Source organism: Serratia entomophila, assembly GCF_021462285.1.
GTDB lineage: Bacteria > Pseudomonadota > Gammaproteobacteria > Enterobacterales > Enterobacteriaceae > Serratia > Serratia entomophila.
Genome location: NZ_CP082787.1, coordinates 2,851,892 through 2,869,826 on the forward strand (window position 1 = coordinate 2,851,892; position 17,935 = coordinate 2,869,826).

Annotated in this window: 21 protein-coding genes and 1 riboswitch; of the genes, 10 read left to right on the forward strand and 11 right to left on the reverse strand. The window is 56.4% G+C overall.

Features of this window, described 5'->3' with window-relative positions:
- Positions 1-5: 5 nt before the first annotated feature.
- A complete protein-coding gene (locus tag KHA73_RS13925; protein ID WP_234584928.1) occupies positions 6-1,322 on the reverse strand; it encodes an IS4 family transposase in 1,317 nt (438 codons plus the stop codon).
- Between the two features lie 347 nt (positions 1,323-1,669).
- On the opposite strand from KHA73_RS13925, the gene KHA73_RS13930 reads away from it, so the two are divergent.
- On the forward strand, positions 1,670-3,271 hold the full coding sequence (locus KHA73_RS13930) for an EAL domain-containing protein (protein ID WP_234584929.1): 1,602 nt from the start codon (positions 1,670-1,672) through the stop codon (positions 3,269-3,271).
- Positions 3,272-3,288: 17 nt separating this feature from the next.
- On the opposite strand, the gene KHA73_RS13935 is transcribed toward KHA73_RS13930, so the two are convergent.
- The gene (locus KHA73_RS13935; protein ID WP_234584930.1) at positions 3,289-4,833 is read right to left on the reverse strand and encodes a TerC family protein; all 1,545 of its coding nucleotides are present in this window, start codon (positions 4,831-4,833) and stop codon (positions 3,289-3,291) included.
- A 647-nt stretch (positions 4,834-5,480) separates the two neighbouring features.
- Between KHA73_RS13935 and manX the strand changes: the two genes are divergently transcribed.
- From manX to mntP, 5 genes are all read left to right on the forward strand, one after another.
- Entirely contained in the window at positions 5,481-6,443 is a 963-nt protein-coding gene (manX, locus tag KHA73_RS13940) for a PTS mannose transporter subunit IIAB (RefSeq protein ID WP_234584931.1), read from the forward strand.
- Between the two features lie 55 nt (positions 6,444-6,498).
- Positions 6,499-7,299, forward strand: coding sequence for a PTS mannose/fructose/sorbose transporter subunit IIC (locus KHA73_RS13945; RefSeq protein ID WP_234584932.1), 801 nt, complete (start codon positions 6,499-6,501; stop codon positions 7,297-7,299).
- Positions 7,300-7,314: 15 nt separating this feature from the next.
- Entirely contained in the window at positions 7,315-8,157 is an 843-nt protein-coding gene (locus KHA73_RS13950) for a PTS mannose transporter subunit IID (protein WP_234584933.1), read from the forward strand.
- A gap of 56 nt (positions 8,158-8,213) precedes the next feature.
- The gene (locus tag KHA73_RS13955) at positions 8,214-8,672 is read left to right on the forward strand and encodes a DUF986 family protein (protein ID WP_234584934.1); all 459 of its coding nucleotides are present in this window, start codon (positions 8,214-8,216) and stop codon (positions 8,670-8,672) included.
- 220 nt (positions 8,673-8,892) lie between these two features.
- Positions 8,893-9,076, forward strand: a riboswitch (yybP-ykoY riboswitch).
- An 11-nt stretch (positions 9,077-9,087) separates the two neighbouring features.
- Complete coding sequence (gene mntP / locus KHA73_RS13960; protein WP_234584935.1) at positions 9,088-9,657, forward strand: manganese efflux pump MntP; 570 nt, start codon at positions 9,088-9,090, stop codon at positions 9,655-9,657.
- 54 nt (positions 9,658-9,711) lie between these two features.
- Here the strand turns inward: mntP and rlmA are convergent, their stop codons facing one another.
- Positions 9,712-10,530, reverse strand: coding sequence for a 23S rRNA (guanine(745)-N(1))-methyltransferase (gene rlmA / locus KHA73_RS13965; protein ID WP_234584937.1), 819 nt, complete (start codon positions 10,528-10,530; stop codon positions 9,712-9,714).
- A gap of 144 nt (positions 10,531-10,674) precedes the next feature.
- Between rlmA and pgeF the strand changes: the two genes are divergently transcribed.
- A complete protein-coding gene (gene pgeF, locus KHA73_RS13970) occupies positions 10,675-11,391 on the forward strand; it encodes a peptidoglycan editing factor PgeF (protein ID WP_234584939.1) in 717 nt (238 codons plus the stop codon).
- A gap of 52 nt (positions 11,392-11,443) precedes the next feature.
- On the opposite strand, the gene cspE is transcribed toward pgeF, so the two are convergent.
- The 3 genes from cspE to KHA73_RS13985 all read right to left on the reverse strand — a co-directional run bounded on the left by cspE (position 11,444) and on the right by KHA73_RS13985 (position 13,636).
- Complete coding sequence (gene cspE / locus KHA73_RS13975; protein WP_002221949.1) at positions 11,444-11,653, reverse strand: transcription antiterminator/RNA stability regulator CspE; 210 nt, start codon at positions 11,651-11,653, stop codon at positions 11,444-11,446.
- Between the two features lie 41 nt (positions 11,654-11,694).
- Positions 11,695-11,811 (reverse strand): DUF2627 domain-containing protein, encoded by a 117-nt coding sequence (locus KHA73_RS13980; protein WP_002211058.1) that lies wholly within the window; start codon positions 11,809-11,811, stop codon positions 11,695-11,697.
- An 826-nt stretch (positions 11,812-12,637) separates the two neighbouring features.
- A complete protein-coding gene (locus KHA73_RS13985) occupies positions 12,638-13,636 on the reverse strand; it encodes an MBL fold metallo-hydrolase (protein WP_234584941.1) in 999 nt (332 codons plus the stop codon).
- A gap of 224 nt (positions 13,637-13,860) precedes the next feature.
- Between KHA73_RS13985 and KHA73_RS13990 the strand changes: the two genes are divergently transcribed.
- Entirely contained in the window at positions 13,861-14,151 is a 291-nt protein-coding gene (locus KHA73_RS13990; RefSeq protein ID WP_234584942.1) for a hypothetical protein, read from the forward strand.
- A gap of 43 nt (positions 14,152-14,194) precedes the next feature.
- Here the strand turns inward: KHA73_RS13990 and KHA73_RS13995 are convergent, their stop codons facing one another.
- From KHA73_RS13995 to KHA73_RS14005, 3 genes are all read right to left on the reverse strand, one after another.
- Positions 14,195-15,556, reverse strand: a complete 1,362-nt coding sequence (locus KHA73_RS13995; protein ID WP_234584944.1) for an amino acid permease — start codon at positions 15,554-15,556, stop codon at positions 14,195-14,197.
- A 175-nt stretch (positions 15,557-15,731) separates the two neighbouring features.
- Positions 15,732-15,968, reverse strand: coding sequence for a DUF4060 family protein (locus tag KHA73_RS14000; protein ID WP_234584946.1), 237 nt, complete (start codon positions 15,966-15,968; stop codon positions 15,732-15,734).
- Between the two features lie 82 nt (positions 15,969-16,050).
- Positions 16,051-16,365, reverse strand: a complete 315-nt coding sequence (locus tag KHA73_RS14005) for a phage protein NinX family protein (protein WP_234584947.1) — start codon at positions 16,363-16,365, stop codon at positions 16,051-16,053.
- Positions 16,366-16,541: 176 nt separating this feature from the next.
- Between KHA73_RS14005 and fos the strand changes: the two genes are divergently transcribed.
- Positions 16,542-16,949 (forward strand): fosfomycin resistance glutathione transferase, encoded by a 408-nt coding sequence (gene fos, locus KHA73_RS14010; protein WP_234584948.1) that lies wholly within the window; start codon positions 16,542-16,544, stop codon positions 16,947-16,949.
- A gap of 36 nt (positions 16,950-16,985) precedes the next feature.
- On the opposite strand, the gene KHA73_RS14015 is transcribed toward fos, so the two are convergent.
- Together KHA73_RS14015 and KHA73_RS24560 are read right to left on the reverse strand one after the other, a co-directional pair.
- Entirely contained in the window at positions 16,986-17,258 is a 273-nt protein-coding gene (locus KHA73_RS14015) for a YebO family protein (RefSeq protein ID WP_234584949.1), read from the reverse strand.
- A gap of 93 nt (positions 17,259-17,351) precedes the next feature.
- Positions 17,352-17,510 carry a PhoP/PhoQ regulator MgrB gene (locus KHA73_RS24560; RefSeq protein WP_261080925.1) on the reverse strand — a complete coding sequence of 53 codons (159 nt, stop codon included), beginning with the start codon at positions 17,508-17,510 and terminating at the stop codon, positions 17,352-17,354.
- A gap of 162 nt (positions 17,511-17,672) precedes the next feature.
- On the opposite strand from KHA73_RS24560, the gene KHA73_RS14020 reads away from it, so the two are divergent.
- Positions 17,673-17,906 carry a YobH family protein gene (locus tag KHA73_RS14020; RefSeq protein ID WP_234584950.1) on the forward strand — a complete coding sequence of 78 codons (234 nt, stop codon included), beginning with the start codon at positions 17,673-17,675 and terminating at the stop codon, positions 17,904-17,906.
- Positions 17,907-17,935 lie beyond the last annotated feature (29 nt).

The following is a 17,935-nucleotide window of genomic DNA, read 5'->3' on the forward strand; positions in this document are numbered from 1 at the left end:
ACCGTTCACTTAAGATGTTTTGAGTGAACGGGATACTGGGTTTTTGAGATTCGAACGGTCCTCTTTTTGGGCCGTTTTCTCTTTTCTGGCAGGATAAATTGCTTCACATTCTCCCGCATTTTCTTCAGCTTCGTCGGGATCGTCCCTGGTTTACTCAGTGAACACCAGATGAGTTCATCCTGGATCAGTCTCATCGCCATCACGAAGCTTATCCGCAGTGGCGGCACTTTTGCTTCCCGTGCTATCTGACTCATCTCCATTCTGACCAGATTATAGGCCGTCAACAGACCCCAGATTTCCTGGTAAATCCCGCTCACTTTCTGGCTGCGCAGCAACGTCGCTGTGCTCAGCTGGAACTGTTTCAGCTCTCCGTAGCCATTTTCTATGCTCCACCGCTCCTGATACACATAACGCAGCGAGTCTGCCGGATACAGCTCCGGCTCGCTCAAAGAGCTGATAAAACCTTTGTAATGGCCTGATTCATCTTCACATTCTATTAGCCGGGCCTGCCAGTATTCAGGCAGCGAGCTGTCCTGTTTTCGGGCCTGCGGTGAGACCTGCATCTCCACCAGATGGTCTCCTTCTCCGAACGTTTCCACTACACGGTATTTCGTGTTTCCCTTCAGGGGAACCAGCCAGTGCGCATCGTTCTGTCTGCGTTGCCAGTTAATCAGTAACTCTGCGGATAAATAGCAGCGGTCAAACAGCGTCAGGCTTTTCGCCTGCGGCGATAATTGCTTCGCGTAACTGACTTCGCCGGTATTTGCCGGCCCGAATTTCACGTCATGGATCAACCGGCTGCGCAGCGACATCATGGCGCACAGCCTGACCATCGGGTACTCAGTGTGTCTGTCCGGACGATGCTTTATGTACTCAAAATGGTCTGCAAGTTCGGGCGTATCGGGTGTGCGAAAAAGGGTGCCATCAACGGCGAACAGCCGCAGTCCGTGCCAGAGGTCATCCTTATCTTCCTGTTGAGTCCAGTGGCTGGCCGTCAGGGTGAAGAGCTCCCGAAGCGGTTCATCGCTCAACCGCTGGCGTGCCTGGGCAATGGAGCTGGCAGCGAGAGTCTCACCTTCCTGCGAACTCAGGACGAGGTCGAGTTTTGTCACAACGTCCGTGATGGAGCGGTCGCGGTACAGGCCCATGCCCACAATCAGCCAGACCACGAGTTCTGCGGGGAGTTTACGTTTACGGATACTGGCTTTATTCGTGGAATCAAGGACCTGAGAAATCCACTCAAGGGGAATGGCACGCTGAAAACAGGAAAGTGAAACGGGTTCAGCCCAGGTCTGGGTATCGTCAAGCCAGGTTGAAAGCATAAAAAAGCCCCATCAGAGAATTGATGAGGCTATTGTCGTCTACCCACCGGATCGTTCAACCGATCATTTTGCTTAACCGATCGGTGTTAGCCGTCAGGCGGGTTTTTTTTACCTTGAATCAATCCATTAAAAACAAAAAGTGACATCGTCACCAAAAAGTCTTACCCCTTTACCTCTTCGATTCGTCGGTTAACCGGCAAATTAGCCTTCTGTTTCACCCAATTTAAATAATTTACTGCGTTAGCATCTATCTTGTATAACCACAGGTTAGAATTAGCCGAGTATAATTTCACGGGAATGTGGCCTGGCGGTGACCCGGGGCCGGCTTGCCGAACAAGGATTTACAGATGTTGATGACCCATCTTGCCGCGTCCCAATATCGCTACTATCGCTGGCTGCTGGCCGGCGCGGCGGCGCTGGCTATTTTGCTGGTGTCGCTCTACACCCGTTACTATCAGGAAGTTCAAGACATTGAACAGAGCCAGCACCGGCTGGCCACCCGTACGGTCACCAAGATCAACCAACTGCTGGCGCCGGCGCAACAACAGGCCGAACGCAGCATGGCGTTGCTGGATCTGTCTTGCGAAAAGGCCATGCAGACGTTGCGCTTTCGCGCCGCGCAAAATCAGGGGATGCGCGCCATGCTGCTGGTAAAGGATGGCCGGATTTACTGCTCCAGCCTGCTAGGCAGCCGCAATTATCAATTCTCCTCGCTGCTGCCTACCCTCGCCAATGGCGACAGCCGGTTGGCGCTGCGCCCCTCGCTCATGGTGAGCAGGGGCGTGCCCACGCTAATCATGTGGACACCGTCCGCGACGGACCCAAACAGCGGCGTGCTGCACGTATTCAATATCGAACTGTTGGCCAATTTCCTGCTCGAGCCTCAAGAGCCCTATGCACAGCGGGTGGTGCTGAACGTAGCGGATAACAGCCTGGAATATGGCCGTAAGGAGATCCTGAGCCGCGACACGCTGAGCAAGGATTTACGCTATACGGCAAGCTCCAGCCAGTACCCCTTCTCCATCACGTTGTTCGGCCCGCAGGTCAGCATGCTGGCGTTGTCCGCACTGCCGCGGCATATCCCTCTGGCACTGCTGATCAGCCTTCTGGCGGCCTATGTGGTCTATCTGCTGACCGCCAACCGCATGAGCCTGTCTTATCATATCGGCCATGCCATCCAACACCGCGAATTCCGCGTTTACTGCCAGCCGATCATCAACAGTGAAACCGGGCGCTGCTCGGGCGTGGAAATGCTGCTGCGTTGGAAAAAGAAGCGCCAGGGTTGGATCTCGCCGGACGTGTTCATTCCGCTGGCGGAGCAGCATGAACTGATCATCCCCCTTACCCGCTACCTGATGAACACGGTGGTGGAGAATCTGCGGCTCTTCCCGCCGCGCCCTTCGTTTTATATCAGCATCAACGTGGCGGCCGAGCATTTCGATACCACCCATATCATCGATGATATTCGAAACATCTGGCTGCCCGCTCATCCGATGCCCTCTCTGATGCTGGAGCTGACCGAACGCACCGCGCTTTCGGCCATCCAGCATGAGCAGATAAAAACGCTGAAAGAAATGGGCATTATGCTGGCCATCGACGATTTCGGCACCGGGCACAGCTCGCTGAGCTACCTGAAAAACCTCAGCCCGGACGTGCTGAAAATCGACCGCGGCTTTACCGCCGCTATCGGCACCGACGCGATTAACGCCACCGTTACCGACACCATCATCACGTTGGCGCAGCGCCTGAAGCTGAAACTGGTGGCCGAGGGGGTCGAAACCGAAGAGCAGGCCAATTATCTGCGTTCGCGCGACGTCAACGCGCTGCAGGGCTACTACTTCGCCAAGCCGATGCCAATTCACGTGTTTCCGCTGTGGTTACAGCAATATGAGGCGAGTCTGAGGATCGCCGGGCAATCGGCGGGGCAGGAAAACCAGCCGGAGGCATAGCGCCCCCGGCATGGGCATTACGGCAGTTCTTCGTGCTCAGGTTCAACCTTGGTGATGCGCACCAGCTCGATGCGATAATCGGACGCCTCGACGATTTCGAAACGCAACCGGTTCAGCTCCACCGCTTCGCCAACCCTCGGCATCTGGCCATAGTGCGCCAGCAGGAAGCCCGCCAGAGAAGCGTAGTCCGCCGTCGGGCTGACCAGGTCTTCGCAATTCAGCGCCTGTTCCAGCGAATGCAGATCGGCGCCGCCCTTCACCAGCCAGCTGCCGCCTTCCGCCACGATTTCCGGCGTCTCATCTTCGTCCGGGAACTCGCCGGCGATCGCTTCCAGCACGTCCAGCGGCGTCACCAGCCCTTGCACCACGCCAAACTCGTTGGTGACCACCACCAACCGCCCCTTGGCGCGCCGCAGCACCGCCAGCAGGTTAATCACGTCCATGGTTTCCGGCACGATCATCGGCGGCGTGCGCGCGGCGAATTCGGCAATGTCCTCACCCCGCTCCAGCGCCACCAACAGATCTTTGGCCCGCACCACGCCGACTATCTCATCGACGGATTCACGGCATACCGGGAACAGACTGTGCGGCGTATCCAGCAGCTGCTCGCGCACTTCCTCACGGGAACGCTCGCAGTCTACCCAGGAGATCTCGGTGCGCGGCGTCATTACGCTGCGCAATGAGCGCGAGGCCAGCGTCAGAACACCGCTGATCATGTAACGTTCCTCCTCGGCAAAGGTTTCCTCCACCGGGCGCGCTACGGCTTCGTCCGCCTGCTGCGCACGCTGCTGCCCCATCAGGCGCATAATCGCCTCCGCCGTGCGCTCGCGCATCGGGCGCCGCGCCTGGTGTTTGATAAAGTTGCGGCGGGCGATCTGGTTGAACAGCTCGATAAGAATCGAGAAGCCAATCGCGGCGTACAGATAGCCTTTCGGAATATGCATGCCGAAGCCTTCGGCGATCAGGCTCAAGCCGATCATCAACAGGAAACTCAGACACAGCACCACGATGGTCGGGTGCGCATTGACGAAGTTGGTCAGTGGTTTGGACGCCAGCAGCATCACCACCATGGCGATAACCACCGCAGTCATCATCACCGCCAGATTGTTCACCATCCCCACCGCGGTGATGACCGCGTCGAGCGAGAACACTGCGTCAAGGATCACTATCTGCACCACCACCGCCCAGAACTTGGCGTAGCCGCGATTGGCGCCGTCCTGATGCGTTTGCCCCTCCAGCCGCTCATGCAGCTCCATGGTGGCTTTGAACAGCAGGAAAACGCCGCCGAACAGCAGGATCAGGTCACGGCCGGAGAAGCTGAACTCGCCCACGCTGAACAACGGCGTGGTCAGCGTCACCATCCACGAGATCACCGACAACAGCCCCAGGCGCATGATCAGCGCCAGCGACAGGCCGAGTATGCGCGCTTTATCGCGCTGCTTCGGCGGCAGCTTATCGGCCAGAATGGCGATAAACACCAGGTTGTCGATGCCCAGAACAATTTCCAACACCACCAGTGTAAGTAACCCAGCCCAAATTGAGGGGTCCATTAAAAATTCCATATCAGACTCCGGAAAAAAGACGGGATAGCCGAGCCAGGCTCAGACGTGACAACGCTGACGCCGAAGGGGCGTTGGCGACAACAGCAAGATTACGGGATTGGAGTACCGGGGAATGGCCGAGCGGCCGTGTGACTTTTGCAACGCCAACAGGTGGCGGGTGAAACCTTGAAAAACAGTAACTTCGGTGACAGTCCATAAGGGGGGCTGAGGCCCTTCACTCCTTGGTAATGAAAGAGGAATTACTCTAGCAGGATTTTTCTGGGCGGAGAAGAAGCTTTTTTACCTTCTGCATTGTCTTGTAACAGCTCTGACGTTTAATTCCACAAACACGGGGTTAAGAGTTGTCTTAGCTTTCAATAGCAGAGCAATGTCACAAAATTTATTTTTTCACTCACTAAAATAAATGACGTCAATCTGAAATCGCACACACAGGTTTTTGAAACTGCGTGGAAAATGTAAGGCGTGCGTTTCTTTTTTTCTACCATAATGTATCTGAATCGCGGAAGTGACTGCCAGGGAGGCAATCAATAAGGAACGACACAATCCGTACCTATACCCTGTAACTTTCGAGCTGCCGCCGGGCGGCAAGGCCAACAACGCGACGGCTCGAAAGATGGCGGGCATCAGGTTTAATGAGGAGGTAGCGAGTGGCAATAGCTATTATCATCGGCACACACGGGAGCGCAGCGGAACAATTGCTGAAAACGACGGAAATGCTATTGGGCGCGCAGGATAACGTCGCCTTTATAGACTTCGTCCCCGGTGAAAATGCCGAAACGTTAATCGAAAAATACAACGGAAAAATCAGCGAGCTCGACACCGGCGACGGCGTCCTGTTTCTGGTAGATACCTGGGGCGGCAGCCCATTCAACGCCGCCAGCCGCATCGCGGTCGACAAAGAACGCTACGAGGTGGTCACCGGGGTTAACATTCCGATGCTGGTGGAAACCTTTATGGCCCGCGACGATAACCCCCGCTTTGACGACCTGGTCGCGCTGGCGCTGGAAACCGGCCGTGAAGGCGTGAAAGCGCTGAAAAAACCGCAGGAAGACCCGGCCAAACCCGCAGCGCCCGCCGCCAAAACCGCCGTAGCCCCACAGGCGCCCCTTGGCCCGAATGACCACATGAAGATCGGCCTGGCGCGCATCGACGACCGACTGATCCACGGCCAGGTCGCCACCCGCTGGACCAAAGAAACCAACGTCAGCCGCATTATCGTCGTCAGCGATGAAGTGGCCGCCGATCACGTCCGAAAAACGCTGCTGACGCAGGTCGCGCCACCGGGCGTTACCGCTCACGTGGTTGACGTGGCGAAAGCCATCCGCGTGTGGAACAACCCGAAATACGCCGGCGACCGCGTGATGCTGCTGTTCACTAACCCGACGGACGTCTGGCGCCTGGTGGAAGGCGGTGTGGATATTAAATCGGTCAATATCGGCGGCATGGCGTTTCGCCAGGGGAAAACCCAGGTTAATAACGCCGTATCCGTAGATGAAAAAGATATCGAAGCGTTTAAGAAATTAAACGAGCGCGGTATCGAGCTGGAAGTCCGCAAAGTATCGTCCGACAACCAGTTAAAAATGATGGACCTGATTAACAAACTCAATTAATGGCGCGTGCCAGTAATTATTTTACTCAGAGCTTTTTGGTCATAGGAGAAGTGCAATGGAGATTACCACTCTTCAGATTGTGCTGATATTTATCGTTGCCTGTATCGCCGGGATGGGTTCCGTTCTCGACGAATTCCAATTCCACCGCCCGCTGGTCGCCTGTACCCTGATCGGCTTTATTCTCGGCGATATGAAGACCGGCATCATTATCGGCGGTACGCTGGAAATGATCGCCCTGGGCTGGATGAATATCGGTGCGGCGGTCGCACCTGATGCCGCTCTGGCGTCAATCATATCCACCATTCTGGTCATCGCAGGCGGGCAAAGCGTCGGCGCCGGCATCGCCCTGGCCATTCCGTTGGCCGCTGCGGGCCAGGTGCTGACCATCATCGTACGTACGCTGACCGTGGCCTTCCAGCACGCGGCGGACAGTGCGGCGGAGCGCGGCAGCCTGCGCGCCATTACCTGGATCCACATCTCCGCCCTGCTGCTGCAGGCGATGCGTATCGCCATTCCGGCGGTGATCGTCGCCATCTCGGTCGGCACCGCCGGGGTTCACGCGCTGCTTAACTCGATCCCGGAAGTGGTCACCAGCGGTCTGAACATCGCCGGCGGCATGATCGTGGTCGTCGGTTACGCGATGGTGATCAACATGATGCGCGCCGGCTACCTGATGCCGTTCTTCTACCTGGGCTTCGTGACCGCCGCTTTCACCAACTTCAACCTGGTGGCGCTCGGCGTCATCGGCGTGGTGATGGCCGTGCTGTATATCCAGCTCAGCCCGAAATACAACAAGTCACAGGTTGTACAGGCTGGCCCGGCTACCGCTAACGATCTCGATAACGAACTCGACTAGGAATAGGTGAGAGAAATGGTTGATACAACAGCTCAAAAGAAACTCACGCCGGCCGATATTCGCGGCGTATTCATGCGCTCGAACCTGTTCCAGGGTTCGTGGAACTTCGAACGTATGCAGGCGCTGGGTTTTTGCTTCTCGATGGTGCCGGTGATCCGCCGCCTGTACCCGGAAAACAACGACGACCGCAAGCAGGCGATCAAACGCCATCTTGAATTCTTCAACACCCACCCTTACGTGGCGGCGCCGGTGCTTGGCGTAACCATGGCGATGGAAGAACAACGGGCCAACGGCGCGCCGATCGACGATGCGGCGATCAACGGCATCAAGGTCGGCCTGATGGGGCCGCTGGCCGGCGTCGGCGACCCGATCTTCTGGGGTACAGTGCGGCCGGTATTCGCCGCGCTGGGGGCCGGTATCGCCATGAGCGGCAGCCTGCTCGGGCCGATCCTGTTCTTCGTGCTGTTTAACCTGGTGCGCCTGCTGACCCGCTACTACGGCGTGGCCTACGGTTATCGTAAAGGGGTGGACATCGTCAACGACATGGGCGGCGGCTTCCTGCAAAAGCTGACGGAAGGAGCGTCCATTCTCGGCCTGTTTGTCATGGGGGCGTTGGTCAACAAATGGACGCACGTGAATATCCCGCTGGTGGTGTCGAAAATCACCGACCAGACCGGGCATACCACGGTAACCACCGTGCAGACCATCCTCGACCAGCTGATGCCGGGCCTGGTGCCGCTGCTGCTGACCTTCGGCTGTATGTGGCTGCTGCGCAGGAAGGTGAATGCGCTGTGGATCATCATCGGCTTCTTCGCCATCGGTATCTTTGGCTACTGGATTGGCCTGCTGGGCCTGTAATCGCGATGAACCGCCGGGGGGAAACCCCCGGCTTTTTTATGTGTGGAGTTAAAAACATGTCGCTGACCGATGGCGTGCTGCTGGTATTTATTGCGTTGATGCTGCTGTATGCGTTGTACGACGAGTTCGGCATGAACCTGCTGAAGGGCGAGACGTTGCTCAGAGTGCCGCTGAAGCGCCGCAACCGCGTTGACTGCCTGATTTTCGTCGGCCTGATCATCATTCTTATTTACCGCAATGTCACTGCCGAAGGTGCGGTATTAACCACCTATCTGCTTATTTCTTTAGCGCTGATTGCCATCTACATTTCTTATATTCGCTGGCCAAAGATATTATTCAAAGCGCAAGGTTTTTTCTATGCTAACGCCTTTATCGAATATAACCGCATTAAGGCCATGAATTTATCGGAAGACGGCGTCTTGGCCATCGACCTGGAGCGCCGGCGCTTGCTGATTGAGGTGACGCAATTAGACGACCTGGAAAGAATATATCATTTTTTCGTTAATAATCAGTAATTAAAAACAATCACACTTCCTCACCCCCTCCGACCATGCGCTGTATGCGGATAATAAAGCAGCAGCGCACAAGGCCATCTGATTATTATTTCCGCAACATTGTTGCATCAGTCTACATTATATTCCTCATTGCACGTCGATTAATGAAAACAATTCTCAATTTCAGGCCAATGCCCGTGCGGAATAAAGGTTGTTATTGCCGAAAATATTATGGTATGGTTGCGCCGTCATTGGGGAGTAGCCGGTTTCTGGATAAAAAAACGCCAGAAACGCCCGTATCAACATACTCGTTTCGCCGTCAGAAACGTGGTGCGGGCAGCCAGGTAAGGTTGGCGAGACCATAGACACGTAACTCCGTCGTATGGTTGGGGGTGGGTTACGTGTATATGGAGCCGCCCGGCCGAGGCTATTTTACATGAACCTGTCAGCAACACTCATTCTCGCTTTTGGCATGTCTATGGATGCGTTCGCCGCGTCGATCGGCAAAGGCGCCAGTTTGCACCAGCCCCGTTTCCGTGAAGCCATCCGTACCGGATTGATCTTTGGCGTGGTAGAAGCCATTACGCCGATCATCGGTTGGGGCATCGGCCTGTTCGCCAGCCAGTACATCATGGAGTGGGACCACTGGGTCGCCTTCTCGCTGCTGTTCATTCTCGGCATGCGCATGATAGTCGAAGGCATCCGGAACAGGCCGGACGAAGAAGATAAAGTGAAGCGCCACGGTTTCTGGCTGCTGGTGGCCACCGCCATCGCTACCAGCCTGGATGCCATGGCTATTGGCGTCGGCCTGGCCTTCCTGCAGGTGAATATCGTGCATACCGCAATGGCCATCGGCTGCGCCACCATGATCATGGCGACGCTCGGCATGATGATCGGGCGCTTTATCGGCCCGTTGCTGGGCAAGCGCGCGGAGATCCTCGGCGGCGTGGTGCTGATCGGCATCGGCGTCAATATTCTGCTCGAGCACCTGGGCTATCTGTCCTGACAGAGCATTGCGCAACAAAAAACCTGCCGCGGCAGGTTTTTTTGTTTCAGGGCATCAGGCCCGGCGGCGATACGCCGCGATGACGAAGTCGGTTTCGCAGGCAAAGCCTTCGCTGGCGGCCAGCCGCTGCTGCACCTCCGGCGACGCTCGCCAGGCGAACGGCGTCATCTGCAGCAGGTTGGCGGCCTGCTCGCCCGGCAGCACCATGTCATAGGCCAGCGCCTCCCGGCTCTCGCAGTCAAAACCCTCAAACTGCTCATCCAACTCATCATGCAGCTGCACCTGTTGATACACCTGCGCCTTCAGTTGGTACAGATGGCGCGGCCCTGGAGAAACCGTCACCAAAAGCCCACCGGGCTTCATCACCCGCGCCAGCTCCGCCGCCTTGCAAGGCGCGTAAATACGCAATACGCCATCCAGAGAGGCGTCAGCAAACGGCAGACGATGGCTGGAAGCGACGCAGAAAGAAACCGCCGGGTAGCGCCTGGCGGCATAGCGGATGGCCACCTTGGCGACGTCCAGCCCGTAAACCGCCATATCGCGCCCCTTGGCCAGCCGTGCGGCCACTTCGGCGGTGTAATACCCTTCCCCACAGCCGATATCCAACAGCGCCGCCGCATCCGCCGCCAGCGACGTATCCAGCAACGCCGCGATCCGCTGCTGCAACGGCCGATAATAGCCGGCATTAAGAAATGCACGCCGCGCCTGCATCATTTCCATGCTGTCCCCAGGCTGCTTCGAGCGCTTATGCTGCACGGGCAACAGATTGACGTAGCCTTCTTTGGCGCAGTCAAACTGATGGTTGCTGTCGCAACGCCATTGCAGTTGAGAGAAATGAAGCGGCTGATGACACAGAGGGCACTGATAAGACATAACGAAGATTCCAGAAAGACAGGGCGCGGCTAGTCTAAAGAAGCCCTCCAGGCGATGCAAGGCGCATCCCCGTTGGCGCTAGCCAAAGAGGGAAAAAGCTGGCTACACTGAGAGCTTGTTTTCTGATGCAGGTGAAGACGCTTTATGACCGATTACTCCCCACTGCTTGAGGCCGTGCCCAAAATCCGGCACGGCTTTGGCAACAAAGCCGCACTGCTGCCCGGGCATTTGTTGCCCTACCGCGCGACCCTGCCGGAAAAAAAACAGGTGCACGGCACGCGTATCGTCGATGTGCTGCAGCCTGCGCAGCCCTGCGGCGAAGCCGACGGTTTCTTTACTCGCCAGCCCGGCATTCTGCTCAGCGTACTGACGGCGGACTGCCTGCCGGTGCTGTTCAGCCGCCGCGACGGTTCCGCCATCGCCGCCGTCCACGCCGGCTGGCGCGGGCTGCTGGACGGCATTCTCGAACAAATGGCGGCGCATATCAGCCGCGAAGATGCGACGGCCAACTGGGTGGCGTCTATCGGCCCCGCCGCCGGCCCCTGCTGTTACGAAGTCAATGAAGAACTGGTGGAGAACTTCAAACGGCAGCTGCCGCTGCCCGCCGCGCTGATCAGCCCTAGCTATCGCCATCTGGACCTGGCCGCCATTGCAGAATACAAGCTCGACGCCCTCGGCTTTTCCGCCGTCGATCGCGCCGGCAGTTGCACCATCTGCACGCCGGACACCGACCCGCAGCGGCCACAGCGCTTTAAATACACCAGCTACCGCCGCAACAGCCATCGCCGCGAACGGGACCCGAACCACCCGGGGATCACCGGCCGCAACCAATACGCAGGGATCATCATCGCCGCCGAATGACAAACACGAAAAAGCCCGCGCGAAGGCGGGCTTTTTGTACAGCTGACGCTGATTAGATAGCAGTAACGTTTACTGCAGATGGGCCTTTCTGGCCATCTTGGATTTCGAACTCAACGTTCTGGCCTTCAGCCAGGGTTTTGAAGCCGTTACCCTGGATTGCAGAGAAGTGTACGAACACGTCTTTGCTGCCGTCAGCCGGGGTGATGAAACCGAAACCTTTAGACTCGTTGAACCACTTAACTTGACCTTTGATCTTTGCCATCTTGAGTATTTCCTTTGGATTGTTTAAACCGCCCGTAGGCGTTACATAGACAAACTAGAGTCGTTACTGCTTGAGGCACTAAGATAAGGATCGGCAGAGAAGCGGTATTCAACGCTAACGTCTTTACTCAGAACTTCTTTACTGAAAATGCCACACATATACAGAACTGTACCTCGTTTTACCCAGATGCGTTATCACATACTCTGTATTCGATGGCAAGCCATTTTTAATCGCCGATGGACATGTCGCACATATTTGAAACGGTCGAGAGCAACATTTGCTTAAATAGGCTAAAAGATGTTGAAGCCTTGGCTATTTTCTGCTTAACGGCACCACCCCGCTGCACTCCGCACTCTGTCTGTCTTTTAACAATTCTTTCATCGCTTTGACGCATGAAGATGGCAACATATAAACGCCGATCGCCGCTTACAGTGTTAAAAAATTTGAATCTTTATGGAATTTTATATGCAACATTTGAATATCGATGAACGGGCGTCGGGGTAGAGGCGCTCATCCGACCATTTCTGCCCTGATGCCGCGGCTGCCGTTGCCTGATGCACCTCGTTAACCGGCAGCGTTCCGTCCAATAATGCCCGCACGAATTATTGACGCCGGCGGCTAACCCGTTCGATACCGCCGCGCCCGGTTGCTGCATAAACATGCAAGAATGCAATTTACGCGCCATCGTAGTGCAACGTTGCGCAAATAGCGCCACCGTCGCGGGCTTAAATAACAAGAATAAGCGTATGGACAGTAAAATTTTATCGCGAAATTAAATATTGAAAACACAGTGGTTATTTGAATCACCACTAAGGCTTATCAATTCTGCTAATTATTTCGCGGCCACTGCGGCCGACGGCGTTATTCCCATCGCCAGGCTCAGACCGCCGCGGGATAATCGCCCGGCGGCTCACCAGGCCGCGCCGGCCGTGGCTTACAGCGCCGTTCGCGGAGGCGCGTCGTCAGTGGCCGCATCCTTAACACCTAAGGGGTATTCGATAGCGCAATACGTTCGCCGATCTTTACCGGCCGGAATTGATGCTGCTCAATCCCGGCTTCGCTCAATGCCAGGTTCAGCTGCTGCGGCGGTTCATCAAGGGATTCATCGGCCAATTCGAATACCCCCCAGTGAATGGGGATCACCCTCGGTTCAGCCAATTGTTGATATAACGTTACCGACTGCTGCGGGTCCATATGCTGTTCTTGCATGAACCAACGTGGTGCATAGGCGCCAATCGGCAACGCCGCCACGTCGAACGGCCCCAGCCTGTCGCCAATCTCCGCCAACCGCTCCGAATAGCCGCTGTCGCCGGAAAAATAGAAGCGCAGCGCCGGATGATGGATCACCCAGCCGCACCACAGCGAACGGTTGCGATCCCACAGGGTTCGCATACTCCAATGACGCGCCGGTGTGGCATAAAACGTCAGTTCTCCCAACGTCAGGCTTTCCCACCAGTCCAGCTCCTGCACCTTTTGCAGCCGGTAGCGCCTAAACCAGCGTTTTAACCCCAGCGGGACGATGAACGTCGCCTGCGGGAAACGGCGCGCCAGCTGCCTGACGGTACGCCGGTCCAGATGGTCATAATGATTATGCGAGATCATCACCACATCCACCGCCGGCAGCTGTCGCACGCTCAACGGCGGCGGAGTTTTGCGTTTTGGCCCGTAAAAACTCAGCGGAGAGGCGCGTTCAGACAATACCGGGTCTATCAAGATGTAACGGCCGCCAAGCCGCAGCAGCATCGAAGCGTGCCCCAGCCACCAGATGCTGTCGTCGCCGCCGCTGAGGTCGGCTGGCTGCCACCATCGTTGCGTAAACTGGGCATATCCCATCTGCGGCGGCTTGGGCAGCCCTTGCCGCTTGCGCTCGTCCTGCCAGCGTTTAAGGTCACCTTCCCGCCGCAGCGAAGGTTCCGGGTTGCGAAAGCCCTGCGGCGTATGGTGCGCCTTGGCGGCGTCGTAATAACGATTGATTATCTTCATCCTGTCTGTTCTCCCGACCACTGCGGACACCCTGCACGGGCAAGTACTCCAGCTTAACAAGATAGCTGCAGAAAACGCTTTGTGAACAGTGCGCAGCATCTCCGGACCTTTCGCGCGATTCTGTTGTCTCAGTCCCTGCAGGCATGCAGGGCCGCTAAGAGCCCGTTAAGCATCTCTTAAGATCTTTATGATTTACTTACAGCACATTCAGAAAAGGAGAAGTTATGGGCCGTTCTACATCACGCAAGTCAGGTACTCGCCTGAGCCGCATTCGCAGCGCGATGCTGGCGCAAAAACAGTACTGGAAAATGTACTTCGCCATGAAGCTGCGCCGCGTGCGAGTCCCAGCGCCGCTGGTGCTGCTGGCAAGCTCGCTGCTCGGTTTCTTCATGTTGGCCATGCTGATGTTCAGCGTGGTGGCGATCGACGTGATCGGCACGCTGCTGCGGCTGTGCCGGAAACTGCTGGGGTTGGGCCGAAATGACGAAGGGCGCGCTTTCATGCCGCGCAGTTAAGCGTTAATCGGAGGCGCGCGATGCGCCTCCGCAGAAGACAGGTTCAGCGTTTGGCGCTTTTGCGCCGCGTCAGCATAAACCCAATCCACAGCGCCAAAACCCACACCGGCATCAACAATACCGAAATGCGGATCCCCTCGCTGAAATACATAATCACCAGGATCAGGCCGAGGAACACCAGGCACAAATAGTTGCCGAACGGATAGCACAACGCCTTGAAGCTTGGGATCACGCCCTGGCGGTTCTTCGCCGCACGGAACTTCAGGTGCGCCAGACAGATCATCACCCAATTGATCACCAACGTTGACACCACCAGCGCCATCAACAGTTCAAACGCCTTCGCGGGCATCAGGTAGTTGATCAGCACGCCGGCCGAGGTCACCAACGCCGAGAGCGCTATCGACAGCACCGGCACGCCGCGCTTGTTGACGCGCGCCAGCGCCTGCGGCGCATTGCCCTGGCTGGCCAGCCCGAACAGCATGCGGCTGTTGGCGTACACCCCGCTGTTGTAAACCGACAGCGCCGCGGTCAATACCACCACGTTGAGAATGGTCGCCACCAGGGTGCTGTTGAGCGCGTGGAAAATCAGCACGAACGGGCTGCCGCCCTCCACCACCTGGCTCCAGGGGTACAGCGAGAGCAACACGCTCAGCGAGCCGATATAGAAAATCAGAATGCGGTATACCACCTGGTTAGTGGCTTTAGGAATGCTGCGGCGGGGATCGGCGGCCTCCGCCGCCGTGATGCCGACCATCTCCAGGCCGCCGAACGAAAACATGATCACCGCCATCGCCATCACCAACCCCGAGATGCCGTGCGGCATAAAGCCGCCCTGCAGCCACAGATTGCTGAAGCTGGCCTGCGGGCCGCCGCTGCCGCTGACCAGCAGCCAGGCGCCAAAGATAATCATGCCGACAATCGCCGCCACCTTGACGATGGCGAACCAGAACTCGGTTTCGCCATACAGGCGCACGTTAACCAGGTTGATCAGGTTAATAAGCACAAAAAACAGCGCGGCTGAAGCCCAGGTGGGTATCTCTGGCCACCAATACTGAATATAGATGCCGACGGCGGTCAGTTCCGCCATGCCGACCAGAATAAACATCGCCCAATAGTTCCAGCCGGAAAGAAATCCGGCGAAGTCACCCCAGTATTTGTGGGCAAAATGGCTGAAGGAGCCGGCGACCGGCTCTTCGACCACCATTTCGCCCAGCTGCCGCATGATCAGAAAAGCGATGAAACCGCCAATGGCGTAGCCCAGAAGCACCGAGGGCCCGGCCATTTTAATGGTTTGCGCAATGCCGAGAAATAAACCGGTACCGATGGCGCCCCCAAGGGCAATAAGCTGTATGTGTCTGTTTTTCAAACCGCGTTTTAGCGGGGTATCCTGCTGCTGACCGCCCATCTTATCCTCATATGGCGCACACTCTTGCCGTTATTGAGCAAGATTTCACCAATCAATAAATGTATCTGCGGGCGGCTTTTTAACACTTAACCCCGTGTGCATCAAGGATTAGCACCCCGCAGCCGATGGCCAGGGCGCTATTTTATCGAGAGAGAAATTGCAGAGCGGCGGCGGTTTAGCCCGCCATGCCGCACAGTTTGGTCAGATTGCGCGCGCCAATCATCAGCGTGGCGACATAGGACTGACGGCGCGTGACCACTTCCACCGCCACGCGATCGTTTTGATATTTTATCAGATAGGTCGAGGGCCAGCCCTGACGGCGCTGCCCGAAGCTTTCGGCATGACGATCGATCGCCGCATGGGCGATCACCAGATGAGACAAGTTTTTATCACCTTTAATAATGCGTTTCATAAACAGGCTCCGCCAAAGACAGTTCTGCTATAAAAAAGGAAAAACTATTCGCCGGTCATCGGTATTTCTGTCGGTATTGGGGTTAGCGCGCCATCTCGCCGCTTTGCTGGCTCAGCAGGAAACAGATCATCGCGGCGCGCAGCGGGCTGGCGCTGTCTGCCTGCCATTCGCCGCGCTGGGTAATCATGCGCGCCTGCCACTGTGGGCTGTCGCTTTGGCTGTCGGGGTTAAGGCTGATTTTATTGGCGCAGATAATCGGCCAGGCGTCGGAGGGGTTCTTGCAGTAGTCTTTACCTTTCACGCCGCCGTAAGGATACCATTTGTCCGGGTTTTCTCCGGTGATCAGCGCAATGCTGCGGTTCACTTCGGCGTCGCTTTCTTCATACCATTTAATCATCGGCTTTATCCATCTTTCGTAAGGTTGGCGCTACATTACGATGCCAATACGACAGATTTATGACAACACCCCCGGCTTTTCACATTATCCCAACTAATGTTTTCCTTGCTTTAAATTTCCCTGCCGCCTGATTACACTTTTCGCCAGCCATCTCACCTTACTTACGGGATCCCACTATGCTCACCGGGCTGAACCATCTGACGCTTGCCGTCCGCGATCTCGATCGCAGCTTCGATTTTTACCGTGGCCGGTTGGGTTTTTCCCCCCGCGCCCGCTGGCAGAACGGCGCCTACCTTTCGCTGGGAGAACTGTGGCTGTGTCTGTCGTTGGACGCCGAACGGGCGCCGGAAAACAGCCGCGACTATACGCACTATGCCTTCAACGTGGCGCCGGAGAATTTTGCCCGCGTTGCGCAGCGGCTGCGGCAGGCAGGCGTCAAGGAGTGGAAAAACAATCGCAGCGAAGGGGAATCGCTCTACTTTCTCGATCCCGATGGCCACCAGTTGGAGATTCACGCCGGCGATCTGGCCAGCCGCCTGGCGGCGTGCAAGGAGGCTCCCTATAAGGGGATGCAGTTTTTCTAACGGCCCCGGTGGCGGCGCCACCGGATGCCCGCGCCGTCAGCGCTCGGGGATAAAACCTTTGAAATCCAGGGCCGGGCTGAGATCGTCGTCGTCAACCGCGCTCTCACCGCGGGCGCTCTGCGCCAGGCTCTTCAACAGCGCCGTTTGCTGGCGCTGCTGCTCGGCAATCTCTTGCAGCAAGCGAACCTGTTCATTTGCGCGCACGCTGGCGCGGTTCACCAGGAACCATACCCATAATCCAACCAACAGCGCCAGCGCTGCAAGCATCAGCGACACCAGGCCGTTCTGGCCAAAACCTAAATCAAACATGGACAACCTACCTACCGCGAAAATCAGGCCGACATAGTAGCACTCGGCAACGGGGTGGGAACATCTCTGCAAAAAATTGTTCCGCGCCGTCGGTTACCAGGGAACGAAACGGGTCACTGAACAGATCCCCAGCGCAAAATTCCCCCCATCGTCGCAATAACTGTCCAGTGCCAGCAGATAGAAAAACAGGCAGGCTACAAGAGCCGCAATTATCACGATAATTTTTTTTCGCAACAAATTTAGCAGCCTCATTGTTATCTTGATAATCTGTTGCCTATGTTAACACGGCTAACTTAAACGAAGTTTAACCTGCCGTTTAGATTCCTCAACAAAGGTTATTTTTCAGATTGTTACCCTTGTTGCCCTTGCGCCGACGTGGCTATATCTTGCTATTGGAAAACGTGAGGAGAGGCGATGAGCAAATTAATTAAAGGGTTAGTGGTGCTGGCGGTGATATACGGCGGTTTTTTGTTTTCAGGCTACGGCGTGCTGATTGGCAGCAATCAAAACGTCGGCGGCCTGGGCCTGCAATGTAAATATCTGACGGCACGCAACGTGGCGATCGCACAGTATGTACACGGAGATAATGGCATTATCGGCATCGCCGACTGCCCGCTATTCAAGAAAATCGAAACGGTGGTGGATTAACCACCACCCTACCGCCTACGCCGCCAGTC